The following is a 20,477-nucleotide window of genomic DNA, read 5'->3' as shown; positions in this document are numbered from 1 at the left end:
GCGCGTCGGCGCCGCCTGCGCGCTCAGTCCAGCGCAGCCAGCAGCGCAGGATGGTGAGCGAACCAGAAGCGCAGGGCCCCGCTGTCGATGCCGTAGGCGCCTTTCCAGAAATCGACGGGATAGCTCCAGTCCGAAGAGCGCGACGTGCGCGGTGCCAGACCGACCCGGGTGAAGCGTTGCGCCAGGCCGGGATGCTCGGGGGTCTGCAGCAGCCCGGCATGGCCCAAGGCATCCAGCAGGTGACGCGCCTGCTCGACGGACAGTTTCAGGCCCGGCAGCGCGCGCACGCGTTTGACGATGGTCGACGGGGTGTCCTTGGCGTCGCTCTCGTGGTGCAGCAGCCGCAGCAGTGCCACCAGTGTGCTCATGTCGCCGGGCGCCCGTCTGGGCGTCAGATTGTGTTGTTCCAACAGGAAGGTGATGGCGTTTACGCTTCCGCCGAGCACGACCCCGATGTTGTGGCGGACGCGCGCCCAGGTGGTCGGGTCGAATCTGCCTTCGCGGACCTGGCCGCAGACCGCACAGGCGAGGCTGGGGTGTGGCTGCTCCTGATGCCTGGGGAAGTGCACCATGAACGCATACGCCGACAGCCCGGCGCGCAGGTCGCTGCGGTTCTCCTGCACGCCGAGGATGAAGTTGTCTGCCACATGCTGGCGGTCGGCGCGGGCATAGGCGGCGAACATCCGCACCTGGAGGGCCTCATGGCCCGGATGTTCGACGGGCCACAACAGTCCATGCCGTTCAAGCGTCGACAGGAGTTCGGGCGGCGCGGTGTCCCGCTCCCGGTACTGGGTCAGCGCCTTCAGCGCCTCCTTGCTGGGCGTGTCGGGGGCTTCGTCGGCCATGACGTTCGGATGCTTCCTGCGGGGCAGGTACAGTGCCCGGCGGTCCAGGCACTGTCAACGAAGCGCTCAGGGCAGCGGCGGCAGCAGCCCGGCGCCCAGCCGGTTCCAGGCGTTGATCACCGCAATGCCCATACTCAGGTCGCTGATGCCCTTCTCATCAAAGTGCGGTGCCAGTGCATCGAACGCCGCCTGCGACGGCGCGGCGTCGGTCAGCCGGGTCAGCGCTTCGGCCCAGCCCAGCGCCGCACGCTCGCGTGCATCGAAGAAACGGCTTTCGTGCCACGCGGGCAGCGTATCCAGCTTGCGCGGCTCGATGCCGCCCTTGCGCAGCGCCGTGCCGTGCATGTCCATGCAGTAGCCGCAGCCGTTGAGCTGGGACACCCGCAGGAACAGCAGTTCCATCAGGGTCGGATCGATCGAGCTGTCATGCACCGCCTGGCTGGTGGCCAGCAGGCCCTTGAAGGCTTCGGCGGCCAAGCGGGTGTAAGGGACGCGGGGAGAGGCGTGGTCGGACATTTTCGGCTCCACGGCGGCCACGATGGCCGCCTTTCATTACAAGGACGCCGTGCCGTCACCGCGCGTGACAACGTCCGGCAACTTTTCCGGATTCAACACGCTGTACACGTTGGCGATGCGGCCATCGACCACCTCGATGGTGGTGACCGAGTGCAGGCGATCGCCCTGGAAGCGCAGGATCGCCGGCTCGCCGTTGACGTAGCCCAACTGCGCCGGATGCGCCGCGCCGCGGCGGGCGATGGCCCAGAACAGGCGGCCGATGCGCTCGGCGCCCAGCAGGGGCCGCACCGCCGCGGTAACCACGCCACCGCCGTCGGAGACCAGCAGCGCGTTGGCGTGCAGCAGGGCCTGGATCGCTTCGCTGTCGCCACGCTGGGAAGCGTCCATGAAGCGCGCCAGCAGCTGCCGGTGCTGGCTGGCGTCGGCGTTGAAGCGCGGCCGCCCGGCCTGCAGGCGCTGCCGGGCACGATGCACCAGCTGCCGGCAGTTGGCCTCGCTGTGGCCGATCAGGTCGGCGATCTCACGGTAATCGTGGTCGAAGGCTTCCTTCAGCAGGAAGGCGGCGCGTTCCTCGGGGCCGAGCTGTTCAAGCAGGGTCAGGAAAGCCACCGAGACATCGTCGGCAAACGCATGCAGCTGGGCGGGGCCGGGCGCCGGGTCGGGCTCCAGGGTGACCGCCAGTGGCTCGGCCAGCCACGGGCCGACGTAATGCACGCGCTCGCGCTTGGCTGCGCGCAGCCTGTCCAGGCCGAGCCGGGTGGTGGTGGTGACCAGCCAGGCTTCGGGGTCGCGGACGGCCGCCGGGTCGGCGCCGGACCAGCGCAACCAGGCATCCTGGACCACGTCTTCGGCGTCGGCGCGACTGCCGAGCAGGCGGTAGGCCAGCGCCATCAGGCGCGGACGGTGGGTCTGGAAAGCGGTTTCAGCGTTCATGTGGGCAAGGACGCCGCAGTGGCGCGTGGCGTGACAGAGGGTGTGCGTGGATAGTGCAGGCCAGCGGCCGGCACTACCACCCTGCGGCCGGGGGAGGGGGTAAAATGGGGGGATTACCCCCGCCAGCCTCCAGCAAGCGAGCAAGTCGTGACATCGATCAAGCAGGAAGACCTCATCCAGTCCATCGCCGACGCGCTGCAGTACATCTCGTACTACCACCCGGTCGACTACATCAAGAACCTTGCCGCCGCCTACGAGCGCGAGGAGTCGCCGGCCGCGAAGGAAGCGATGGCGCAGATCCTGATCAATTCGCGCATGTGCGCCGAAGGCCACCGTCCGATCTGCCAGGACACCGGCATCGTCACCGTGTTCCTGGAAATCGGCATGGACGTGCGTTGGGACGACGCCACCATGGGCGTGGAAGACATGGCCAATGAAGGCGTGCGCCGCGCCTACATGCACCCGGACAACAAGCTGCGCGCTTCGGTGCTGGCTGATCCGGCCGGCAAGCGCATCAACACCAGGGACAACACCCCGGGCGTGGTCAACGTCAAGGTGGTGCCGGGCAACACCGTCGACGTCATCGTCGCCGCCAAGGGTGGTGGTTCGGAAGCCAAGACCAAGTTCGCCATGCTCAACCCGTCCGACTCCATCGTCGACTGGGTGCTGAAGACCGTGCCGACCATGGGCGCCGGCTGGTGCCCGCCGGGCATGCTCGGCATCGGCATCGGCGGCACCGCCGAGAAGGCGATGCTGCTGGCCAAGGAAGCGCTGATGGAGCCGATCGACATCACCGAGCTGCAGGCCCGTGGTGCGTCCAACCGCATTGAAGAGCTGCGCCTGGAGCTGTACGAGAAGGTCAACGCGCTGGGTATTGGCGCGCAGGGCCTGGGTGGCCTGACCACCGTGCTCGACATCAAGATCAACGATTACCCGACCCACGCGGCCAACCTGCCGGTGGCGATGATCCCGAACTGCGCGGCCACCCGCCATGCGCACTTCACCCTGGATGGCAGCGGCCCGGTGATGCTGGACCCGCCGTCGCTGGAGGACTGGCCGAAGCTGACCTACGATTCGTCCAAGGGCACCCGCGTGGACTTGGACACGATCACGCCGGAAGATGTGGCCAGCTGGAAGCCGGGCCAGACCCTGCTGCTCAACGGCAAGCTGCTGACCGGCCGCGATGCCGCGCACAAGCGCATGGTCGACATGCTCAACAAGGGCGAGGAACTGCCGGTCGATCTGAAGGGCCGCTTCATCTACTACGTCGGCCCGGTCGATCCGGTGCGCGACGAAGTGGTGGGCCCGGCTGGTCCGACCACGGCGACCCGCATGGACAAGTTCACCCGTCAGGTGCTTGAACAGACCGGCCTGCTGGGCATGGTCGGCAAGGCCGAGCGCGGCCCGGCGGCCATCGAGGCGATCCGTGACAACAAGTCGGCCTACCTGATGGCCGTCGGTGGTTCGGCCTACCTGGTGTCCAAGGCGATCAAGGCGGCGAAGGTGGTTGGTTTCGCCGACCTCGGCATGGAAGCGATCTACGAATTCACCGTGCAGGACATGCCGGTGACCGTGGCGGTCGACTCCACTGGCGAATCGGTGCACAAGACCGGCCCGCGCGAATGGCAGGCCCGCATCGGCAAGATTCCGGTGGTGGTGGAGTAATTCCTCCCGTTCCGGTCCAGACAACGGCGCCCGTGTGGCGCCGTTGTTGTATGCAGCCTGCCCGTGGATGGTGTGCTCTGCTAACGTGCGCTGTCTGACGTATTGGAAGGGAGTCCATCGTGCTGCAGTGGTCGCGTGTTTTCGTATTGCTGGTCGCTGCGCTGGCGTGCAGTGCCTGCGGGCCACGTTATTTCGTCGAACCGCCAACCCACGAAGCGGGGAGGATCTGCGCGTCGGTCTGCGAGAGCCAGAAGGCGACGTGCGACTTCCACAACCGCGCCCGCGCGGAATCGGATCAGCGCAGCTGCGAAAGCGAGAAGAGCCGGATCATCAGCCGTTGCAGTGGTATCGCCGACGACAAGCAGCGGCACAACTGTGAAGGGGGCAACGGCGCCGGCACCTACTGCGGTTCCCCGGCGCTTCCTTCATGCAGTGCTCCGTACGCCCAGTGCCTGCTCTCCTGCGGCGGCACCGTGAATGAAGTCCGCACCGACACCGGCATTCCCGTGTACTGATCGGGGGCGCGCGTCGCTGCCTGCACGAGTAACCGTAGTCTGCTAGGGTCGGCACACCCCTGCACTGGATGTGCCCATGCGCCTGCATCGATCCGTCGCGGCTGTGTTCCTGCTGGTCCTGGCCGGCTGCAGCACAACCTCATCCTACGAAGGTGCGGATTTCTCCGCCTCCTCGCAGTGCCGCATGCAGTGCCAGGCCCACTATCGCAGCTGCATGGCGCGGGGCAGTATCGGCAGCAACGACTTCAGCTGCGAACAACAGATGGCGCCGGCGCCGGACAAACGCTGCAAGGACATTGCCAACCCCGAGCTGCGCCGTTCCTGTGAACTGAAGACGCACGACTGCGCGATACGCACGCCGATCATGTCCTGTAGCGAAGGCCGCGATACCTGCATGAGCCGCTGCGGCTGAGCAACGATTGCGCGCGTGGGCGCATAATCGGCTGATCCACCTTCACAGGATCTTCCGCATGAGCACCACGCTGTATGGTTCAACCAGTACCGCCGCGCTGGTGGTGCACTGGCTGCTGATCGAGCTGGGCATCGAGCACGAACTGGTGCTGCTGGATTTCGACGCGCGCGAGCACAAGTCGGCGGAGTACCTGGCGCTGAATCCGGCCGGTGTGGTGCCGACGCTGCTGATCGATGGCTTGGTACTGACCGAAGCGGCGGCGATCGCACTGTATCTGGCTGACCGCCATCCGGAGGCCAACCTGCTGCCCGCACTGGGCACGCCGCAGCGCGCCGATGCCTACCGCTGGATGTTCTGGTGTGCCAATACGCTGCAGCCGGCCTATCGTGCCTGGTTCTATCCGCATGAAATGGCGGGCGAGGCAAATATCGAAGCGAGCCGCGAGATGGCCCGTCAGCGCCTTGAGGCGGCCTGGCAGCAGGTCGCCACGCACCTGCAGGCGCATGGCCCCTACCTGCTGGGCACCACGCCCTGCGTGGTCGACTACATGCTGGTGATGCTGATGCGCTGGTCGCGCAACATGCCGAAGCCCAGCGACACCTGGCCTGTGCTCAAGGCACATGCCACGTCGATGAAGGCGCGCCCGGCGTTCGCCGAGGTATACCGCCGCGAAGGCATCACCGACTGGCGGTAACCAGAAAAGGGGACGGAGGGGATTAAGTCGTTTGTGCACAAGCGACTTGATCCCCTCCGTCCCCTTTTCCGTTACAGGATCTCCAGCACCGTTTCCGGTGGACGGCACAGCCGGGTGCCCTTGGGCGTGCGCACCACGGGGCGGTTGATCAGGCGCGGGTGTGCGGCCATCGCGGCCAGCAGCGTGGCCTCGTCCGCATCTTCCAGGCCCAGTTCGGCGAACTGCGCTTCCTTGCTGCGCACCAGATCACGTGCGCTCAATCTGGATTCGGCCAGCACCTGGCGCAGTGTGGTCACATCGGGTGGATTGCCCAGGTACTCGATCACCTCCGGATCGAAGCCCGCATCGCGGATCAGCTTCAATGCGCCACGCGAGTTGCTGCAGGCCGGGTTGTGCCAGATCGTCACGTCCATCAGAACCACTCCAGCAGGGACACGCCCACGCCCACGTAGGTGGCCTTGTGGTTGTAGTCGATCAGGCTTTCGCCGTAGCCGTCGAAGATCTGCACGTGGCCGCGCAGCAGGTTGCTGATCGGGAAGCCGTAATCCAGCTGCAGGGCACCGTGTGAGCGGCTGCCGGTACGCAGCGAATGGCGTGCCATCAACGAGACTTCGTGGCCGTTGCGGTTCCAGGTCAGGGTCGCATCACCGCGGCCCATGTAGTCCTCGATGTCCGGATTGTTGTCGTCGCTGCGGGTCTCGGGAATGCGGTACCACGGCCGCAGCACCAGCGCCCAGTTCTCGCGGTCCAGGCCGATGTTGAGCATGACCCGGTTCCAGCTGCGCGACAGCGGATCGGCGCGGCCGTTGGACTGGTGGTTCAGCGCGATGCCGGTCATGCGGCCGCGCCAGCCACCGATCGAGTAGCCGTTGCGGAACACCATCATCACTTCCGGCTCGTAATTGGTTTCGCGGAACGGGCGCGAATCCTCGCCGTTGTAGGCCTGCCAGCGCGAGCTCTGGGTATAGCCGGCCCAGATGTCGCCGTTGTCGCCAAACAGGTTCTCGGCGATCTTGGTCTTGAAGCTGATCTGGAACTTCAGTTCGGCGCTGTCCAGCACCTGCGGCGTGGTGACCGTGTTGGCCGGGTTCGGCGAATGCGGCGTGGTGTTGCGGTCGCTGGTCCAGAACGCCGGCAGCAGGTACACCGGCTTGTAGGCACGCAGCTGGAATGGGCCGAGCTTGGAGTCCTCGGCCAGTTCCCAGCGGCTGTCCAGCAGCGAACCGCGGCCGGCATTGGCCAGCGCGCTGTCGGGCGCAGCGGGGCGGAACAGGTCGCTGACCCGCTCGCGCAGTTTCTCTTCGCCCTGGCTCACGCGTGCGGTCTGGCGTTCTTCGCGACGGGCCTGCGCGGCCGCCTCGGCAGCGGCATCGGCGGCGGCCGTGGCCTGCGGCGTATGCGCGAACAGGCGGTCATAGCAGGCCAGGCGCGCCGCGTCAGTGGTGATGGCGGCACACGCCGCGGGCGAGGTATCGGTGCTGGGCACGAATTCCTGCGCGGCCAATGGGGCACTGGCCAGGGCCAGCGCCAGCGGCGCAAGGCGGGGAAGCAGCGGGGGGAGGGTCATTCCAGCAGGCCCTTCGGTGAATACGGGAATCGCACAGTGTGGCGGCTGTACCGTATCGCGGCCAGCCCCCACGGTTTATGCACGGCCACCGCGTGCGCGCGGCGTGAAGACGGTGCGGCTTACAGGAACCAGGCGAAGGCGAACAGGCCCAGCATCGCGATCACCACCGCCAGTTTCAGCGCCAGGCCGAGCAGGATGCCGAGCCAGGTGGCCAGACCCACCTTGGTCGAGCGGCCCAGTTCACGGGTGTGCCAGTACTCGCCGGCCAGGGCGCCGATCAGGGGCCCGGCAAAGAGGCCGATCGGCATGAAGAACAGCCCGACGATGCTGCCGACGAACGTGCCCCACAGCGCCTTGCGGCTGGCACCGACCCGCTGCGCACCCACCACTGTGGCCAGTACGTCCACCAGCAGCGAGAGCAGGGTCAGTACGCCCAGCGCGACCAGGGTCGGCCAGCCGACGTGGGCGAAGCCGTCGGCCCACGCCGCCAGCAGCAGTCCGATGAACACCAGCGGGATGCCGGGGAGGGCCGGAAGGATGATTCCGGCGATGCCGACGAGGACAAAAATGACCGCTAGCAGATATAAGATGAATGAGAGTCCCATGCTGTCCCGTATGGTGGTCGTTTTGGGGTTGACAGTGAAAGATTTTGCCAGTTGATTTTTCGTTTTGGGCGGGTTAAGTTGCAGTCGCTGAGCTTGGCAAGGTCACCGTGGATCGTGGCCTGATGAAGCAAGATCTTCCCGATCCGCTGCATCGATGCACCTCGCTTCCCCCTTGCTTGTCAGCCGCCCACCAGGCGTTTCCTACAACAAGAGAGAGTCACCAGGGAGTTAGTGAGATGTCTGATCGCGAGACCGGTACCGTCAAGTGGTTCAACGATGCAAAGGGCTTCGGCTTCATCAGCCGTGAAAACGGCGAAGACGTGTTCGTGCACTTCCGTGCCATCCAGACCCAGGGCTTCAAGAGCCTGAAGGAAGGCCAGAAGGTCACCTTCACCGTCGTGCAGGGCCAGAAGGGCCTGCAGGCCGACGCCGTTCAGCCGACCTGATCGCGCTGCATACCGTCAAATGAAAAGGCCCGCGCAAGCGGGCCTTTTCTTTGCCATCGGCCCGATGCAGGTCAGCGCAGGATGACCTTGCCGTTGACCACGCGCACGTAGGTGTTCTCGCGGATGCCGCCGAGGTCGCGCTGGTTGACCACGATGGTGCGGCCATCGTCCATGCGCACGCTGATGTCGTAGGTGTCGCTGGTCACGTTCTTCTGGATCTGGTTGCCGGCCAGTGCGCCACCGACCGCGCCTGCAGCGGCGGCGATGTTCTTGTTGCCACGGCTGCCGCCGGTGTGGTCGGAGATCTCGTGGCCGGCCACGGCGCCGACGATGCCGCCCAGGATCGCGCCGGTCGCGCTGGGCGCGGTACGGCCGGACTGCACGGTGTTGATGCGGGTCACGATGCCGCAGTCGGCGCAGCGGCCCTGGTTGTAGCCACCATTGTTGCCGTAGCCGCCATTGTTGTAGCCGTTGTTGTAACCACCACCGCCGTAGCCGGGCGAGGTGGCACAGCCAGCCAGGGCAAGGGTAGCGATGGCGCTGGCGGCGATGAGCTGGATCTTCATGGGGCGTCTCCTGGCCGTGAAGGCGGGTGTCTGGGGTGGTACTGCGTCATGCAGCAGGGTGGACGAATCGTCCCCTTTTGAACGTGAACAAGGCGCCAACCGCGCAGGCCTTGTCCGGCTGCAGGATGAATGCGGCTCAGCGGAAGTCCTGGTGGCAGGCGCGGCAGTCGGCCTGCACCGTTTCCACCACCCGGGCCAGGGCCGTGCAGTCGCTGGGCGGCGCCGCCAGAGCGGCGTTGAGGTTGCCGCGCAGCTGGCTGGCATGCTGCTGGAACTGCGCGCTGTCCTTCAGCCCGGGAAAGGCCAGGTCCAGGTCGTTGGACAGCAGGCGCATCGCCTGCAACCGCGGCACGCTGTCGGCCAAGCTGCAGCGGTTCCGCTGCTGGGCCTGCTGCAGCAGCTGTGATTGCCGTTGCATCACCTGCATCAGGCTGTCCGGGAACGGATCGCGGCGGGCCTGCAGGGCGCGGCCGACCATCACCGTGGCGATCAGGCCGATCAACAGGCCCAGGCCGAGCACGAACAGATAGCGGTAGGCGGTGGACGGGCGGCGGGGCGGGCTGGCGTTCATGGCGGGCTCTCCGGACGTGCAACGGTGGGTTCGATACCGGCGCGCTGCAGGCGCTGGCGCCTGCACGTTAAAATAGCCGGATGAACGAACAGGTCAAACAACGCTTCGCCGGCATCGAACGGCTGTATGGCGTGGGTGCACTCGAGCGCCTGCAGGGCAGCCGCGTGGCGGTGGTGGGCATGGGTGGCGTTGGCTCGTGGGTGGTGGAGGCATTGGCCCGTTCGGCGGTCGGTCACCTGACCCTGATCGATGCCGATGACATCTGCGTGTCCAACACCAACCGGCAACTGCCGGCGATGGAAGGCAACTACGGCCGCAACAAAGCCGAGGCGATGGCCGAACGCTGCCGCGCGATCAACCCGGACATCGAGGTCGATGCCGTACAGGCGTTCCTGACGGTGTCGAACATGGCCGAACTGCTGGACCGTGGCTTTGACCTGGTGATCGATGCCTGCGACAGCTTCCGGGTCAAGGTCGAGACGATTGCCTGGTGCCGCCGCCGCAAGCTGCCGCTGCTGACCGTGGGGGCTGCCGGTGGTCGCACCGATCCCACCCTGGTGCGCATCCGCGATGTCTCGCGCACCGAGCACGACGCCATGCTGGCGTTGATCCGCAAGAAGCTGCGCAGCGAGTTCAACTTTCCGAAGAATGCCAAGCGCTACTTCGGCGTGCCGGCGGTGTATTCGCTGGAGAATGTGAAGTACCCGCAGGCCGATGGCAGCGTCTGTGGCATCCGCCCGAACCTGGGCGCTGATGCGGCATTGAAGCTGGACTGCGGCGCGGGCCTGGGTGCGGCGACCCACATCACCGGTGCGTTCGCGTTCGCGGCGGTCGGCAAGGCGCTTGAAATGCTGCTGGAGCCGAAGAAGGTGAAGGCCGAAGTGGTCGAGGGTCACGCTGACGCGTGATGGTAGTGCCGGCCGCTGGCCGGCAACTCCGGAATGATTGAATCAGCGCAGATGCCGGCCAGCGGCCGGTACCTACCGTTGCATTGCGGGCAGCGCGAACAGCCGCCGCGCGTTCTCCGTCGTGGCCTGGGCCACCGCGTCCAGCTCCATCCCGCGTAGCGCCGCCACGTGGCGGGCGATGATCGCCAGCCGGGCCGGTTCGTTGCGCTGGCCGCGGATGCCGGCGTCAGGCTGGTCCGGGGCGTCGGTCTCCAGCAGCAGCTGTTCCAGCGGCATCTCGCGCACCAGCCGCTGCAGGCGTTGCGCGCGTTCGTAGGTCAACGGGCCGCCGAGCCCGAGCAGGAAGCCCTGCCTGTGCAGTTGCGCTGCCTGTTCTGGACTGCCGGAAAAGCTGTGCACCACGCCGCGCAGGCCGCCGACGCGACGGATCGCGGCGATCACCGCATCCACCGCGCGCCGTGCATGCACGATCACCGGCAGCTCGAACTCACGGGCCAGTTCCAGCTGACCGATGAAATATGCCTGTTGCGCCTCGGCATCCAGGCCTTCAACGAAAAAGTCCAGACCACATTCGCCGATCGCGCAGGGGCGTTCGCGTTCGATCCACTCGCGCAGCAGCGGCAGGTGTCCAGGCTGGTGCTCGGCCAGGAACATCGGATGCAGGCCGTAGGCTGGGTACAGCCCCGGCGCCTGCTGGCAGACCTCGCGCAGCTTCGGCCAGCTGGCTGCGGTCACCGCCGGCACCACCTGCTGGTGCACGCCAGCGGCCTGCGCACGCTCGACCACCGCGGCGCGGTCGCGGTCGAACTCGCTGGCGTCCAGATGGCAGTGGCTGTCGACCAGCAGGCTCAATGCTGCTCCAGCGGCGGAGGCGTGGTGGTGTTGCGGCGCTTCCAGTTGGCCAGCAGCAGGGTGCCGAAGCCGAGCACCAGCTCATCGACGAACGGAATCGGGTCCGGGATGAACAGGGTCAGCGCGAACAGGCCCGCGGTGAGCTTGAACAGGGTGGGGTAGCGCAGCCGGCGCGCCCATTGCAGTACCGGCAGCAGCATCGGGTTGGCCATGGCGGGAGTCCTCCTGGGGGATATGCAAACGCTACCACGGGCCCAGCATTTCTCGATGCTGAATGGGTTACGGGAATGAGCAGGAAATGTGGAGATTCCGTTCAGGCAGCGCATGCTGCAATCTGGTTCGAGAACGTTGCGGATGGTCCGCAAGGAGCAGGTCATGAAAAGCACAACTACAACTGTCCTGGTCGCAGCGGGCGCGCTGCTGGTCGGTGGCATCGCCACTGCCGCCTTCATGAAGAGTGGCGACAGATCGCCCGATTCCATCAGCGCCGGAACCCCCAATGGTGAATCGCGCCTGGTCGATGGCAACGCCACCGACGATGGCGCGCGTGGTGACACTCTCGACCCGACCGCACCGCGTGGGCTGGAATATGCCGATGTGCTGAAGGTCGACCCGATCACCGAGAAGCAGAAGGCCTACGCCACCGTGATCGGCACCGACGCGGTGCGTGAGACCTCCACCACCCAGACCCCGCATGAAGTCTGCCAGGACGTGACGGTGCAGGAGCGCCTGCCGGAACGTGACGGCAACGTCGGCGGTACCGTGGTCGGTGCTGTGGTGGGTGGCCTGCTGGGCAACCAGGTCGGCGGCGGCAATGGCAAGAAGGCCGCCACTGCGGCCGGCGCGGTGGCCGGTGGCTTCATCGGCAACCAGATCGACAAGCGCCATGTGGGTGGCCGCGTGGTCAACCGCACCGAGCGCCAGTGCCACACCGAGACCGCGACCTCCGAGTCGAGCCGCGTCACCGGCTACAACGTGACCTACCGCAACGAGGATGGCACCACCGGTACCATGCGCATGGCCAGCAAGCCGGGCAACCGCATTGCCATGGGTACCAACGACGTGGTGAAGGGCTACAACGTGACCTACCGCTACGACGGCGCCGAGAAGACCGTGCGCATGGACAACAAGCCGGCCAGCGATCGCCTGCCGGTGGTCGACGGCCAGCTGGTCACGCAGACCGCTGCTGCCGGTGCCACGGCGGCCAGCACGCGCCAGTAATCCAGACGCCGCATGCAGTGCCTGACGGGCCGGCTTATGCCGGCCCGTTTCGTTGCAGCCGGCGAAATTCATCCGCGCGGGGCGCGAATCCACCATCATGGACGCTTCCTTCGACATGGAGCCGGCATGAGCATCTTCGACCTGCGCATCGAAACCGAACGGCTGATCCTGCGGCCGCTGCTGCGCGAGGACTACGAGCCGTATCTGGCGTTCTGCGCCGACGAGGAAACGATGCGCACCCTTGGTGGCGTGCAGCCGCCTTCGGTGGCCTGGCGTGGCTTCTGCAGCCTGGCTGGCGCCTGGCAGCTGTTTGGCTTCTCGATGTTCAGCGTGATCGAGAAATCCAGCGGTGACTGGATCGGGCGGATGGGGCCCTGGCAACCGCAGGACTGGCCCGGTACCGAGGTCGGCTGGGGCATCCGTCATGCCAGCTGGGGCCGGGGCTATGCGCCGGAAGCGGCGGTCGCAGCAATCGATTGGGCGTTCGACATGCTGGGCTGGGACGAAGTGATCCACACCATCGCCGAGAACAACGACAACTCGCGGGCCGTGGCGCGCAAGCTCGGCAGCACCCTGCTGCGCATGGGGGAGTTGCCAGCGCCGTACAACGACAAGCCGATGCAGATCTGGGGCCAGTCGCGCGAGCAGTGGCGGCAGCGCGCGCGCTGATCGTTGCCCGGTAGTGCCGGCCGCTGGCCGGCAATCGCATGAATCTGCCGCAACGCGATTGCCGGCCAGCGGCCGGCACTACCGGGTTGCCATGCTGCACCCGCGCTTGGCATTCATCGGCGCGCTTGCCAGACTGCACGCAGCTGGCCGCCGGCCGGATCCGATGGAGCAGGCGATGGTGGAAGAGCGCGTCCCGTTGACGGTGCATGGCATGTCGGTCTCGGGCAATTGCCACAAGGTGCGCCTGCTGCTGGAGCAGCTCGGCAGCCGCTACCGCTGGGTGGAGGTGGACAGCGCCCATGGCCAGACCCACACCCCCGAATTCCTGGCGTTGAATCCGAATGCCAAGGTGCCGCTGATCGTCCGCGACGATGGCCGCGTGCTGACCGAATCCAACGCGATCCTGTTCTGGCTGGCCGAGGGCACGCCGTACCTGCCCACCGATGGCTGGGAGCGCGCGCAGGCGTTGAGCTGGATGTTCTTCGAGCAGTACACGCACGAGCCGTGCGTGGCGGTGGCGCGCTTCATCCGTGGCTGGACCCCCGCTGATTCACCGCGCCGAGCCGAACTGCCGCGCCTGCACGAGCGCGCCGCCACCGCGCTGGCAGTAATGGAGCAACATCTTCGCGAAGCGCAGTGGTTCACCGGCAACGGATATGGCATCGCCGATATCGCGTTGTTCGCCTATACCGACGTGGCGGGAGAGGGCGGTATCAGTCTGGAGCCATTCCCGGAAGTGCGTGGCTGGCTGCAGCGCGTGCGTGAACAACCGCGCTTCCTGCCGATGCCGGCCGTGACTGCCGAAGTGCGCTCGCGATTCGAGGCTGCGTGACTCTCACCAGGGTGACCCCCACAGGGTAGCGCCTGGCCAACGCCGGGCGGAATGCAACAACGACACGGAGGGTGTTCGATGTTCGCTGTGGTTCCAGATCCGATTCCCGCACGCATGCGCGTGCTCAACCGCGCCGAAGTGTGCGACGTCAACTTCCTCGATGCGGTACGTGGCTGGCGCGGCACCCCGCGTCCGCGCCCGGCACCGGATGCGCCGATCCTGCCGGGCAGCACGCTCACTGCCGCCGCGTTTGGCGAGCTGTTCGATTCGCAGCTGGCCAGCCGCCAGCTGGACCTGATGGCACGCGTGCTGCGCGTTCAGAACAAGGTCTTCTACACCATCGGTTCCTCCGGCCACGAGGGCAACGCGCTGCTGGCGCGGGCCTGCCGGCATACCGATCCAGCCTTCCTGCACTATCGCTCCGGTGCCTTCATGGCCGAGCGTTCGCGCCAGCTGCCGGGCATTGATCCGCTGCGCGATGCCGCACTGTCTTTCGCCGCCAGCGCCGATGACCCGGCCAGCGGGGGCCGCCACAAGGTGTGGGGCAGCAAACCGTTGTGGGTGCTGCCGCAGACCTCGACCATCGCGTCGCACCTGCCGAAAGCGCTGGGCACCGCGCTGGCCATCGAGAGCGGCAAGCGCCTGGGGCAGCCGTTGCCGATCCCGGCCGACAGCATCGTGCTGTGCTCGTTCGGCGACGCCTCGGCCAACCATGCCACCGCGCAGACCGCGTTCAACACCGCGATGTGGTCGGCCTACCAGAAGCTGCCGGCGCCGATCCTGTTCGTCTGCGAGGACAACGGGCTGGGCATTTCAGTGAAGACGCCGGAAGGCTGGATTGCCGAGCGCTTCAGCCGCCAGCCGGGGCTCGACTATTTCTTCGCTGATGGTCTCGATCTGGCCGCCGGGCACGCCCAGGTGCAGGCGGCGGTGGAGCACTGCCGCCGCACGCGGCGGCCCACCTTCCTGCATCTGCGCACCACCCGCCTGATGGGCCACGCCGGTACCGATTTCGAGGTGGAATGGCGCGCGCTGCCGGAGCTGTGCGCGGCCGAGGCGCAGGATCCGCTGCTGCGCTCGGCGCAGATCGCGATGGAGTCGGGCTGGATGGATGCGGCCGCCATCGAGGTCGCCTACGAAACGATGCGCGCGCGCTGCATGGCCGCGGCGGCGGATGCCGAAGGCCGCCCGACGCTGCAGTCACTGCAGGAGGTGATGGCGCCGCTGGCGCCGTACACGCCGGCGGCGGTGCAGGCCGAAGCGCGGCGCGAGGTGCCCGCCGATGCGCGCGAAGCGCTGTATGGCGGTGCGGAGGCCCTGCCCGAGCGGCAGCCACCACGGCACCTCGCCATCCAGATCAACCACGGCCTGCAGGAGCTGCTGGCCAAGTATCCGCAGAGCCTGCTGTTCGGTGAGGACGTCGCGCAGAAGGGCGGTGTCTATACCGTCACCAAGGATCTGCTGCGCCGCTTCGGCCCACGCCGGGTGTTCAACACCCTGCTGGACGAGACCATGATCCTGGGCATGGCGCAGGGCCTGGCCAACATGGGCATGCTGCCGATCCCGGAGATCCAGTACCTGGCCTACCTGCACAACGCCATCGACCAGGTGCGCGGCGAAGCGTGCTCGCTGCAGTTCTTCTCCAATGACCAGTACCGCAACCCGATGCTGGTTCGGGTGGCCGGGCTGGGCTACCAGAAAGGCTTCGGTGGCCACTTCCACAACGACAATTCGATCACCGCGCTGCGCGACATTCCCGGCCTGGTGGTCGGTTGCCCGTCGCGCGGCGACGATGCGGTGATGATGCTGCGCACGTTGGCCGCGCTGGCGCGGGTGGACGGGCGGGTGGCGGTGTTCCTGGAGCCGATCGCGCTGTACATGAGCAAGGACCTGCATGCGCCGGGCGATGGCCAGTGGCTGTTCGACTACCCCGCCCAGGGCCAGGCGCTGGTGCCGGGCGAAGGGCGGGTCTATGCGCCGGAGGCAGGCGACCTGGTGGCCTACACCTATGGCAACGGCGTGCCGATGGCGCTGCGCGCGGCGCGGGCAATCGAGCAGCAGCTGGGCTGGCAGGTGCGGGTGGTCGACCTGCGCTGGCTGGTGCCGCTGGATGCCGGCTTCATCGCCAGTCAGGCGGCCAGTGCGCGGCGGGTGCTGGTGCTGGACGAGGGCCGCCATAGTGGCGGGGTGGGCGAGGGCGTGGTCACCGCCCTGGTCGAGGCCGGTTTCGGCCACCTGCCATTGCGCCGGGTCTGCGGTGCCGATACCTATACGCCGCTGGCGGGGGCAGCAATGTTCGGGCTTCCAAGCGACAATGCGGTGATTGGCGCCGCCCTTGAACTGGCGCAGGAACCCTGATGTATGTGTGGATTGGCGGGAATGTTGTTGCCGGCGCCGGTGGCGTCGGCCGAGGTGCTGCAGGCGCAGGTCCTGGCCATGGGCGAGGCGCTGCACCACCGCGGGCCGGATGATGGCGGCAGCTGGGTCGATGCCGGGGCCGGCATCGCGCTGGCGCACCGTCGGCTGAGCATTCTCGACCTGTCGCCGCTGGGCCACCAGCCGATGGCCTCGTCCGATGGTCGCTACGTGATGGCTTACAACGGCGAGGTCTACAACTTCGCCGCCCTTCGTGCCGAACTGGAGCCGCTGGGACACGCCTTCCGTGGGCACTCCGACACCGAGGTGCTGCTGGCAGCGATTCTGCAATGGGGCATGGAAGACACCCTGCAGCGCTGCAACGGCATGTTCGCCATTGCGCTGTGGGACCGCCAGGAGCAGTGCCTGTGGCTGGCCCGCGACCGTGTCGGCAAGAAGCCGCTGTACTACGGCTGGGCCGGCGACACGCTGGTGTTCGGTTCGGAACTGAAGGCGCTGTGGCAGCACCCGGCCTTCGACAACGACATCGACCGTGACGCCCTGACCCTGCTGCTGCGGCTGGATTACATTCCGGCGCCGCACAGCATCCACCAGCGCTGCTACAAATTGATGCCCGGGCGCGTGCTGCGCCTGGATGCGGAAGCCGTGGCGGCGGGTGCGGCCGCGCACCGGCCGGAGCAGGCGCAGCGCCCGTACTGGGATGCGCGTGCGCGCATGCAGGCGGCGCTGGCTGCGCCGTTCCAGGGCCGCATCGAGGAAGCCGAGGAGCAGCTGGACGGGCTGCTGCGTGACGCGGTGGCGCTGCGCATGGTGGCCGACGTGCCGGTGGGCGTGTTCCTGTCCGGCGGCACCGATTCGTCGCTGGTTGCCGCGCTGATGCAGGCACAAAGTGGCCAGCCGGTGCACAGCTTCAGCATCGGGTTCACCGGTTCGGGCCACGACGAGGCGCCGCTGGCCAAGGAACTGGCCGCGCATCTGGGCTGCGACCACACTGAACTCTACGTCAGCGGTGCCGATGCGTTGGCGGTGGTGCCGCAGTTGCCGGCGATGTTCGACGAACCCTTCGCCGATGCCTCGCAGGTGCCGACCGCGCTGGTCGCCCGCCTGGCGCGGCAGGGCGTGACCGTGGCGCTGTCCGGCGATGGTGGCGACGAGCTGTTCTTCGGCTATACCCGCTATGTACGCGCGCTGCGCAACTGGCAGATGCTGGGCCGTGTGCCGGGGCCGCTGCGGCGCTGGATGGGCGCGCGCTCCCAGCAGCAGGGCGAGGCCTCGCGTACCGGCGGCCTGGCCGCGCTGCTGGCCGAGTCCGGTGCGCGTGGCATCGGTGACGTGTACCGCAACCGCATCTCGCGCTGGCGCGACCCGGCGGCGGCAGTGCCCGGGGCGCAGGCCGCGGGCAGCTTCTACGACCTGGCCGACCCGTTGCACGGTGCCGGCACACCGGCCGATGCGATGATGCTGGCCGATTACGTGACCTACCTGCCGGACGACCTGCTGTGCAAGGTCGACCGCACCTCGATGGCGGTCAGCCTGGAAGCCCGCGCACCGTTGTTGGATTCTCGCGTGGCCGAGTTCGCCTGGTCGCTGCCGCTGGGCTTCAAGCGCAGTGAAACCACCAGCAAGGTGCTGCTCAAGCGCGTGCTGGGCCGTTATGTGCCGCAGTCGATGGTGCACCGGCCCAAGCGTGGCTTCGGCGCGCCGGTCAGTGACTGGCTGAAGGGCGACCTGCGGCCGTGGGCCGAAGACCTGCTGCAGCCCGCGCGGCTGGAGCAGGAGGGCGTGCTGTCGGCGGCCGCGGTACAGCCGCTGTGGCAGCAGTTCCTCGGCGGCCAACGCAAGTGGCATACCCATCTGTGGAACGTGCTGATGTTCCAGGCCTGGCAGGCGCATTGGCGGCAGGTGCGCGCGGGCGTGACCGGCGGCTGATCTTCACCGGCATGCAAGGGCCCGGCGACTAGGCTGGGCCTCCCGCACCGTGAGGAGTATGTCCCGATGTCCGTCCCCACCATCGCCGTGTTCGTCGGCAGCCTGCGCAAGGATTCCTGCAACCGCAAACTGGCCCATGCGCTGGAGAAGATTGCCGGCGACCGTGCGCGCTTCCAGTATGTGCAGATCGGTGATCTGCCGCTGTACGACCAGGACTTCGATGGCCACTATCCGGCGCAGGGTACCCGGCTGAAGGACCAGGTCCGTGCCGCCGATGCGGTGCTGTTCGTGACCCCGGAATACAACCGGTCGGTGCCGGGCGTGCTGAAGAACGCCATCGATATCGGCTCGCGCCCCTACGGTGACAGCGCGTTTGCCGGCAAACCGGCGGCGGTGATCGGCGCCTCCATCGGCCAGATCGGCACCGCCGTGGCCCAGCAGCACCTGCGCAACAGCCTGGCCTTCCTGGACATGCACGTGCTCGGCCAGCCCGAGGCGTTCATTCATTTCAAGGACGGCCTGATCGATGCCGATGGCACGGTCCACAATGAAGGCACGCAGAAATTCCTGCAGGGCTACGTGGACCGGTTCCTGGCGCTGATCGCGGTTCACGTCAAGGGCGATTGACGCCAGCGGTTGCCAGCCCCATCTGCGATAATGTCCGCTCGGGTGCCGCAATGGCGCCCGTCGCAGGCAGTGCGACGCCCCCACGCCAGTCTGGCCAGGCACCGGCGGATATCCCCCGTTTCTCCACGGCTTATCCACAGGCTTGTCCATGGCCGCCGGGGTCGGCGCATGCCTACACTCGTCCGGCCCACTTTCGCAGGAAACACCGCAGCATGTCCGCTCGCCCCGGCTTCCGTTCCAACCGCAGAGAGCGCGGTGATGGCTTCGATCGCGATCGCGATCGCGACGAGTCGCGCATCGACCAGTTGCGGGTACCGCCTCATTCGGTGGAAGCCGAGCAGGCGGTGCTGGGTGGCCTGATGCTGGCCCCTGAGGCCTATGACCGGGTCAATGACCAGCTGACCGAAGGCGATTTCTACCGCCGCGACCACCAGATGATCTATCGCGCGATCCGTGAGCTGTCCGAGCGCGAGCGGCCGTTCGATGCGGTGACCCTGGGCGAGTGGTTCGAATCGCAGGGCAAGATGGAACTGGTGGGCGATGGTGCCTATCTGATCGAACTGGCCAGTACCACCCCGTCGGCGGCCAACATCGTGGCCTACGCCGAGATCGTGCGTGACAAGGCGGTGCTGCGGCAGCTGATCCAGGTGGGTACCGACATCGTCAACGACGGTTTCCAGCCCGAGGGACGCGAGAGCAGCGAGCTGCTGGCCTCGGCGGAAAAGAGCGTGTTCGCCATCGCCGAACAGGGCGCACGCGGCCGTACCGATTTCGTGGCGATGCCCGGTGCATTGAAGGATGCCTTCGAAGAGCTGCGCAGCCGCTTCGAGAACGGCGGCAACATCACCGGCCTGCCGACCGGCTACAACGATTTCGATGCGATGACCTCCGGCCTGCAGCCGACCGATCTGATCATCCTTGCCGCGCGCCCGGCCATGGGCAAGACCACCTTCGCACTGAACATCGCCGAGTACGCGGCGATCAAGTCGAAGAAGGGCGTGGCGGTGTTCTCGATGGAAATGTCGGCATCGCAGCTGGCGATGCGCCTGATTTCCTCCAACGGCCGCATCAACGCACAGCGCCTGCGTACCGGCCAGCTGGAAGACGAGGACTGGAGCCGCGTCACCAGCGCGATCAAGATGCTGAAGGAAACCAAGATCTTCATCGACGACACGCCTGGCGTGTCGCCGGAAGTGCTGCGTTCCAAGTGCCGCCGCCTCAAGCGCGAGCATGATCTGGGCCTGGTGGTGATCGACTACCTGCAGCTGATGAGCGTGCCGGGCAACAGCGAAAACCGCGCGACCGAAATCTCGGAGATCTCGCGTTCGCTGAAGGGCCTGGCCAAGGAACTGCACGTGCCGGTGATCGCGCTGTCGCAGCTCAACCGCTCGCTGGAAACGCGTACCGACAAGCGCCCGGTGATGGCCGATCTTCGCGAATCGGGCGCAATCGAGCAGGATGCGGACATGATCGTCTTCATCTACCGCGACGATTACTACAACAAGGAAAATTCGCCGGACAAGGGCCTGGCCGAGATCATCATCGGCAAGCACCGTGGCGGCCCGACCGGGTCGTGCAAGCTGAAGTTCTTCGGCGAGTACACCCGCTTCGACAACCTGGCCCACGACTCGGTCGGTTCATTCGAATAACCGTAGTGCCGGCCGCTGGCCGGCAACCACCCCACGGCCGGCAAACCATTCGAAACGCCGAACGTCCGTATGTGGCGTG

The 20,477-nt window shown here is 66.9% G+C and carries 23 protein-coding genes; 13 read left to right on the top strand and 10 right to left on the bottom strand.

Going from position 1 to position 20,477, the window contains the following annotated elements:
• Nucleotides 1–23: 23 nt before the first annotated feature.
• From ACZLHH_RS15650 to ACZLHH_RS15640, 3 genes are all read right to left on the bottom strand, one after another.
• Nucleotides 24–845 carry a hypothetical protein gene (locus ACZLHH_RS15650; protein WP_132810483.1) on the bottom strand — a complete coding sequence of 274 codons (822 nt, stop codon included), beginning with the start codon at nt 843–845 and terminating at the stop codon, nt 24–26.
• Between the two features lie 66 nt (nt 846–911).
• Nucleotides 912–1,361, bottom strand: a complete 450-nt coding sequence (locus ACZLHH_RS15645) for a carboxymuconolactone decarboxylase family protein (RefSeq protein WP_121505093.1) — start codon at nt 1,359–1,361, stop codon at nt 912–914.
• A gap of 36 nt (nt 1,362–1,397) precedes the next feature.
• Nucleotides 1,398–2,294, bottom strand: coding sequence for an RNA polymerase sigma-70 factor (locus ACZLHH_RS15640; protein ID WP_180845213.1), 897 nt, complete (start codon nt 2,292–2,294; stop codon nt 1,398–1,400).
• 147 nt (nt 2,295–2,441) lie between these two features.
• Between ACZLHH_RS15640 and ACZLHH_RS15635 the strand changes: the two genes are divergently transcribed.
• The 4 genes from ACZLHH_RS15635 to ACZLHH_RS15620 all read left to right on the top strand — a co-directional run bounded on the left by ACZLHH_RS15635 (nt 2,442) and on the right by ACZLHH_RS15620 (nt 5,580).
• On the top strand, nt 2,442–3,959 hold the full coding sequence (locus tag ACZLHH_RS15635; RefSeq protein ID WP_049434851.1) for a fumarate hydratase: 1,518 nt from the start codon (nt 2,442–2,444) through the stop codon (nt 3,957–3,959).
• A gap of 119 nt (nt 3,960–4,078) precedes the next feature.
• Nucleotides 4,079–4,474, top strand: coding sequence for a hypothetical protein (locus tag ACZLHH_RS15630; protein ID WP_049421524.1), 396 nt, complete (start codon nt 4,079–4,081; stop codon nt 4,472–4,474).
• Between the two features lie 76 nt (nt 4,475–4,550).
• Nucleotides 4,551–4,886 carry a hypothetical protein gene (locus ACZLHH_RS15625; RefSeq protein ID WP_071229757.1) on the top strand — a complete coding sequence of 112 codons (336 nt, stop codon included), beginning with the start codon at nt 4,551–4,553 and terminating at the stop codon, nt 4,884–4,886.
• Between the two features lie 58 nt (nt 4,887–4,944).
• Entirely contained in the window at nt 4,945–5,580 is a 636-nt protein-coding gene (locus tag ACZLHH_RS15620; RefSeq protein ID WP_049398760.1) for a glutathione S-transferase family protein, read from the top strand.
• Nucleotides 5,581–5,651: 71 nt separating this feature from the next.
• Here ACZLHH_RS15620 and arsC read toward each other — a convergent pair whose 3' ends face one another.
• The 3 genes from arsC to ACZLHH_RS15605 form a co-directional block, all read right to left on the bottom strand.
• Complete coding sequence (gene arsC / locus ACZLHH_RS15615) at nt 5,652–5,993, bottom strand: arsenate reductase (glutaredoxin) (protein ID WP_071229758.1); 342 nt, start codon at nt 5,991–5,993, stop codon at nt 5,652–5,654.
• Nucleotides 5,993–7,147 carry a phospholipase A gene (locus tag ACZLHH_RS15610; RefSeq protein ID WP_019337376.1) on the bottom strand — a complete coding sequence of 385 codons (1,155 nt, stop codon included), beginning with the start codon at nt 7,145–7,147 and terminating at the stop codon, nt 5,993–5,995. The genes arsC and ACZLHH_RS15610 overlap by 1 nt, the downstream gene beginning before the upstream one ends.
• 119 nt (nt 7,148–7,266) lie before the next feature.
• Complete coding sequence (locus ACZLHH_RS15605) at nt 7,267–7,752, bottom strand: DUF456 domain-containing protein (RefSeq protein ID WP_049398758.1); 486 nt, start codon at nt 7,750–7,752, stop codon at nt 7,267–7,269.
• 236 nt (nt 7,753–7,988) lie between these two features.
• Between ACZLHH_RS15605 and ACZLHH_RS15600 the strand changes: the two genes are divergently transcribed.
• Entirely contained in the window at nt 7,989–8,198 is a 210-nt protein-coding gene (locus ACZLHH_RS15600) for a cold-shock protein (protein ID WP_005410290.1), read from the top strand.
• 71 nt (nt 8,199–8,269) lie between these two features.
• On the opposite strand, the gene ACZLHH_RS15595 is transcribed toward ACZLHH_RS15600, so the two are convergent.
• Entirely contained in the window at nt 8,270–8,764 is a 495-nt protein-coding gene (locus ACZLHH_RS15595) for a glycine zipper 2TM domain-containing protein (protein WP_010486804.1), read from the bottom strand.
• Between the two features lie 136 nt (nt 8,765–8,900).
• Nucleotides 8,901–9,335 carry a cytochrome c gene (locus ACZLHH_RS15590; RefSeq protein WP_180845211.1) on the bottom strand — a complete coding sequence of 145 codons (435 nt, stop codon included), beginning with the start codon at nt 9,333–9,335 and terminating at the stop codon, nt 8,901–8,903.
• A gap of 80 nt (nt 9,336–9,415) precedes the next feature.
• On the opposite strand from ACZLHH_RS15590, the gene ACZLHH_RS15585 reads away from it, so the two are divergent.
• Nucleotides 9,416–10,243 (top strand): tRNA threonylcarbamoyladenosine dehydratase, encoded by an 828-nt coding sequence (locus ACZLHH_RS15585; RefSeq protein ID WP_180845210.1) that lies wholly within the window; start codon nt 9,416–9,418, stop codon nt 10,241–10,243.
• A gap of 72 nt (nt 10,244–10,315) precedes the next feature.
• Here ACZLHH_RS15585 and ACZLHH_RS15580 read toward each other — a convergent pair whose 3' ends face one another.
• Entirely contained in the window at nt 10,316–11,095 is a 780-nt protein-coding gene (locus ACZLHH_RS15580; RefSeq protein WP_049420901.1) for a TatD family hydrolase, read from the bottom strand.
• Complete coding sequence (locus ACZLHH_RS15575) at nt 11,092–11,307, bottom strand: DUF6116 family protein (protein ID WP_049398753.1); 216 nt, start codon at nt 11,305–11,307, stop codon at nt 11,092–11,094. Before ACZLHH_RS15575 ends, ACZLHH_RS15580 begins: the two co-directional genes overlap by 4 nt.
• A 163-nt stretch (nt 11,308–11,470) precedes the next feature.
• On the opposite strand from ACZLHH_RS15575, the gene ACZLHH_RS15570 reads away from it, so the two are divergent.
• The 7 genes from ACZLHH_RS15570 to ACZLHH_RS15540 all read left to right on the top strand — a co-directional run bounded on the left by ACZLHH_RS15570 (nt 11,471) and on the right by ACZLHH_RS15540 (nt 20,398).
• Nucleotides 11,471–12,316, top strand: coding sequence for a glycine zipper 2TM domain-containing protein (locus ACZLHH_RS15570; RefSeq protein ID WP_049398785.1), 846 nt, complete (start codon nt 11,471–11,473; stop codon nt 12,314–12,316).
• A gap of 126 nt (nt 12,317–12,442) precedes the next feature.
• Nucleotides 12,443–12,985 carry a GNAT family N-acetyltransferase gene (locus ACZLHH_RS15565; RefSeq protein WP_180845209.1) on the top strand — a complete coding sequence of 181 codons (543 nt, stop codon included), beginning with the start codon at nt 12,443–12,445 and terminating at the stop codon, nt 12,983–12,985.
• 175 nt (nt 12,986–13,160) lie between these two features.
• A complete protein-coding gene (locus tag ACZLHH_RS15560) occupies nt 13,161–13,817 on the top strand; it encodes a glutathione S-transferase family protein (RefSeq protein WP_180845208.1) in 657 nt (218 codons plus the stop codon).
• Nucleotides 13,818–13,895: 78 nt separating this feature from the next.
• Entirely contained in the window at nt 13,896–16,175 is a 2,280-nt protein-coding gene (locus ACZLHH_RS15555) for a thiamine pyrophosphate-dependent enzyme (protein WP_180845207.1), read from the top strand.
• Nucleotides 16,176–16,178: 3 nt separating this feature from the next.
• Complete coding sequence (gene asnB / locus ACZLHH_RS15550; protein ID WP_154264005.1) at nt 16,179–18,122, top strand: asparagine synthase (glutamine-hydrolyzing); 1,944 nt, start codon at nt 16,179–16,181, stop codon at nt 18,120–18,122.
• Between the two features lie 66 nt (nt 18,123–18,188).
• Nucleotides 18,189–18,749, top strand: coding sequence for an NADPH-dependent FMN reductase (locus tag ACZLHH_RS15545; protein ID WP_032129634.1), 561 nt, complete (start codon nt 18,189–18,191; stop codon nt 18,747–18,749).
• Nucleotides 18,750–18,961: 212 nt separating this feature from the next.
• Nucleotides 18,962–20,398 carry a replicative DNA helicase gene (locus tag ACZLHH_RS15540; protein ID WP_032129633.1) on the top strand — a complete coding sequence of 479 codons (1,437 nt, stop codon included), beginning with the start codon at nt 18,962–18,964 and terminating at the stop codon, nt 20,396–20,398.
• Nucleotides 20,399–20,477 lie beyond the last annotated feature (79 nt).

The sequence above is a fragment of the Stenotrophomonas sp. 28608_Sma genome, from assembly GCF_056486185.1.
The sequence above is the reverse complement of the archived record's forward strand: the minus strand, read 5'-3'. Positions and strand labels throughout refer to the sequence as shown.

What these genes read in the sequence shown, in the direction of transcription:
- ACZLHH_RS15650 (WP_132810483.1), bottom strand. Translation starts at nt 845, where the DNA reads ATGGCCGACGAAGCCCCCGACACGCCCAGCAAGGAGGCGCTGAAGGCG.
- ACZLHH_RS15645 (WP_121505093.1), bottom strand. Translation starts at nt 1,361, where the DNA reads ATGTCCGACCACGCCTCTCCCCGCGTCCCTTACACCCGCTTGGCCGCC.
- ACZLHH_RS15640 (WP_180845213.1), bottom strand. Translation starts at nt 2,294, where the DNA reads ATGAACGCTGAAACCGCTTTCCAGACCCACCGTCCGCGCCTGATGGCG.
- ACZLHH_RS15625 (WP_071229757.1), top strand. Translation starts at nt 4,551, where the DNA reads ATGCGCCTGCATCGATCCGTCGCGGCTGTGTTCCTGCTGGTCCTGGCC.
- ACZLHH_RS15620 (WP_049398760.1), top strand. Translation starts at nt 4,945, where the DNA reads ATGAGCACCACGCTGTATGGTTCAACCAGTACCGCCGCGCTGGTGGTG.
- arsC (WP_071229758.1), bottom strand. Translation starts at nt 5,993, where the DNA reads ATGGACGTGACGATCTGGCACAACCCGGCCTGCAGCAACTCGCGTGGC.
- ACZLHH_RS15610 (WP_019337376.1), bottom strand. Translation starts at nt 7,147, where the DNA reads ATGACCCTCCCCCCGCTGCTTCCCCGCCTTGCGCCGCTGGCGCTGGCC.
- ACZLHH_RS15605 (WP_049398758.1), bottom strand. Translation starts at nt 7,752, where the DNA reads ATGGGACTCTCATTCATCTTATATCTGCTAGCGGTCATTTTTGTCCTC.
- ACZLHH_RS15600 (WP_005410290.1), top strand. Translation starts at nt 7,989, where the DNA reads ATGTCTGATCGCGAGACCGGTACCGTCAAGTGGTTCAACGATGCAAAG.
- ACZLHH_RS15595 (WP_010486804.1), bottom strand. Translation starts at nt 8,764, where the DNA reads ATGAAGATCCAGCTCATCGCCGCCAGCGCCATCGCTACCCTTGCCCTG.
- ACZLHH_RS15590 (WP_180845211.1), bottom strand. Translation starts at nt 9,335, where the DNA reads ATGAACGCCAGCCCGCCCCGCCGCCCGTCCACCGCCTACCGCTATCTG.
- ACZLHH_RS15585 (WP_180845210.1), top strand. Translation starts at nt 9,416, where the DNA reads ATGAACGAACAGGTCAAACAACGCTTCGCCGGCATCGAACGGCTGTAT.
- ACZLHH_RS15575 (WP_049398753.1), bottom strand. Translation starts at nt 11,307, where the DNA reads ATGGCCAACCCGATGCTGCTGCCGGTACTGCAATGGGCGCGCCGGCTG.
- ACZLHH_RS15570 (WP_049398785.1), top strand. Translation starts at nt 11,471, where the DNA reads ATGAAAAGCACAACTACAACTGTCCTGGTCGCAGCGGGCGCGCTGCTG.
- ACZLHH_RS15565 (WP_180845209.1), top strand. Translation starts at nt 12,443, where the DNA reads ATGAGCATCTTCGACCTGCGCATCGAAACCGAACGGCTGATCCTGCGG.
- ACZLHH_RS15560 (WP_180845208.1), top strand. Translation starts at nt 13,161, where the DNA reads ATGGTGGAAGAGCGCGTCCCGTTGACGGTGCATGGCATGTCGGTCTCG.
- ACZLHH_RS15555 (WP_180845207.1), top strand. Translation starts at nt 13,896, where the DNA reads ATGTTCGCTGTGGTTCCAGATCCGATTCCCGCACGCATGCGCGTGCTC.
- asnB (WP_154264005.1), top strand. Translation starts at nt 16,179, where the DNA reads ATGTGTGGATTGGCGGGAATGTTGTTGCCGGCGCCGGTGGCGTCGGCC.
- ACZLHH_RS15545 (WP_032129634.1), top strand. Translation starts at nt 18,189, where the DNA reads ATGTCCGTCCCCACCATCGCCGTGTTCGTCGGCAGCCTGCGCAAGGAT.
- ACZLHH_RS15540 (WP_032129633.1), top strand. Translation starts at nt 18,962, where the DNA reads ATGTCCGCTCGCCCCGGCTTCCGTTCCAACCGCAGAGAGCGCGGTGAT.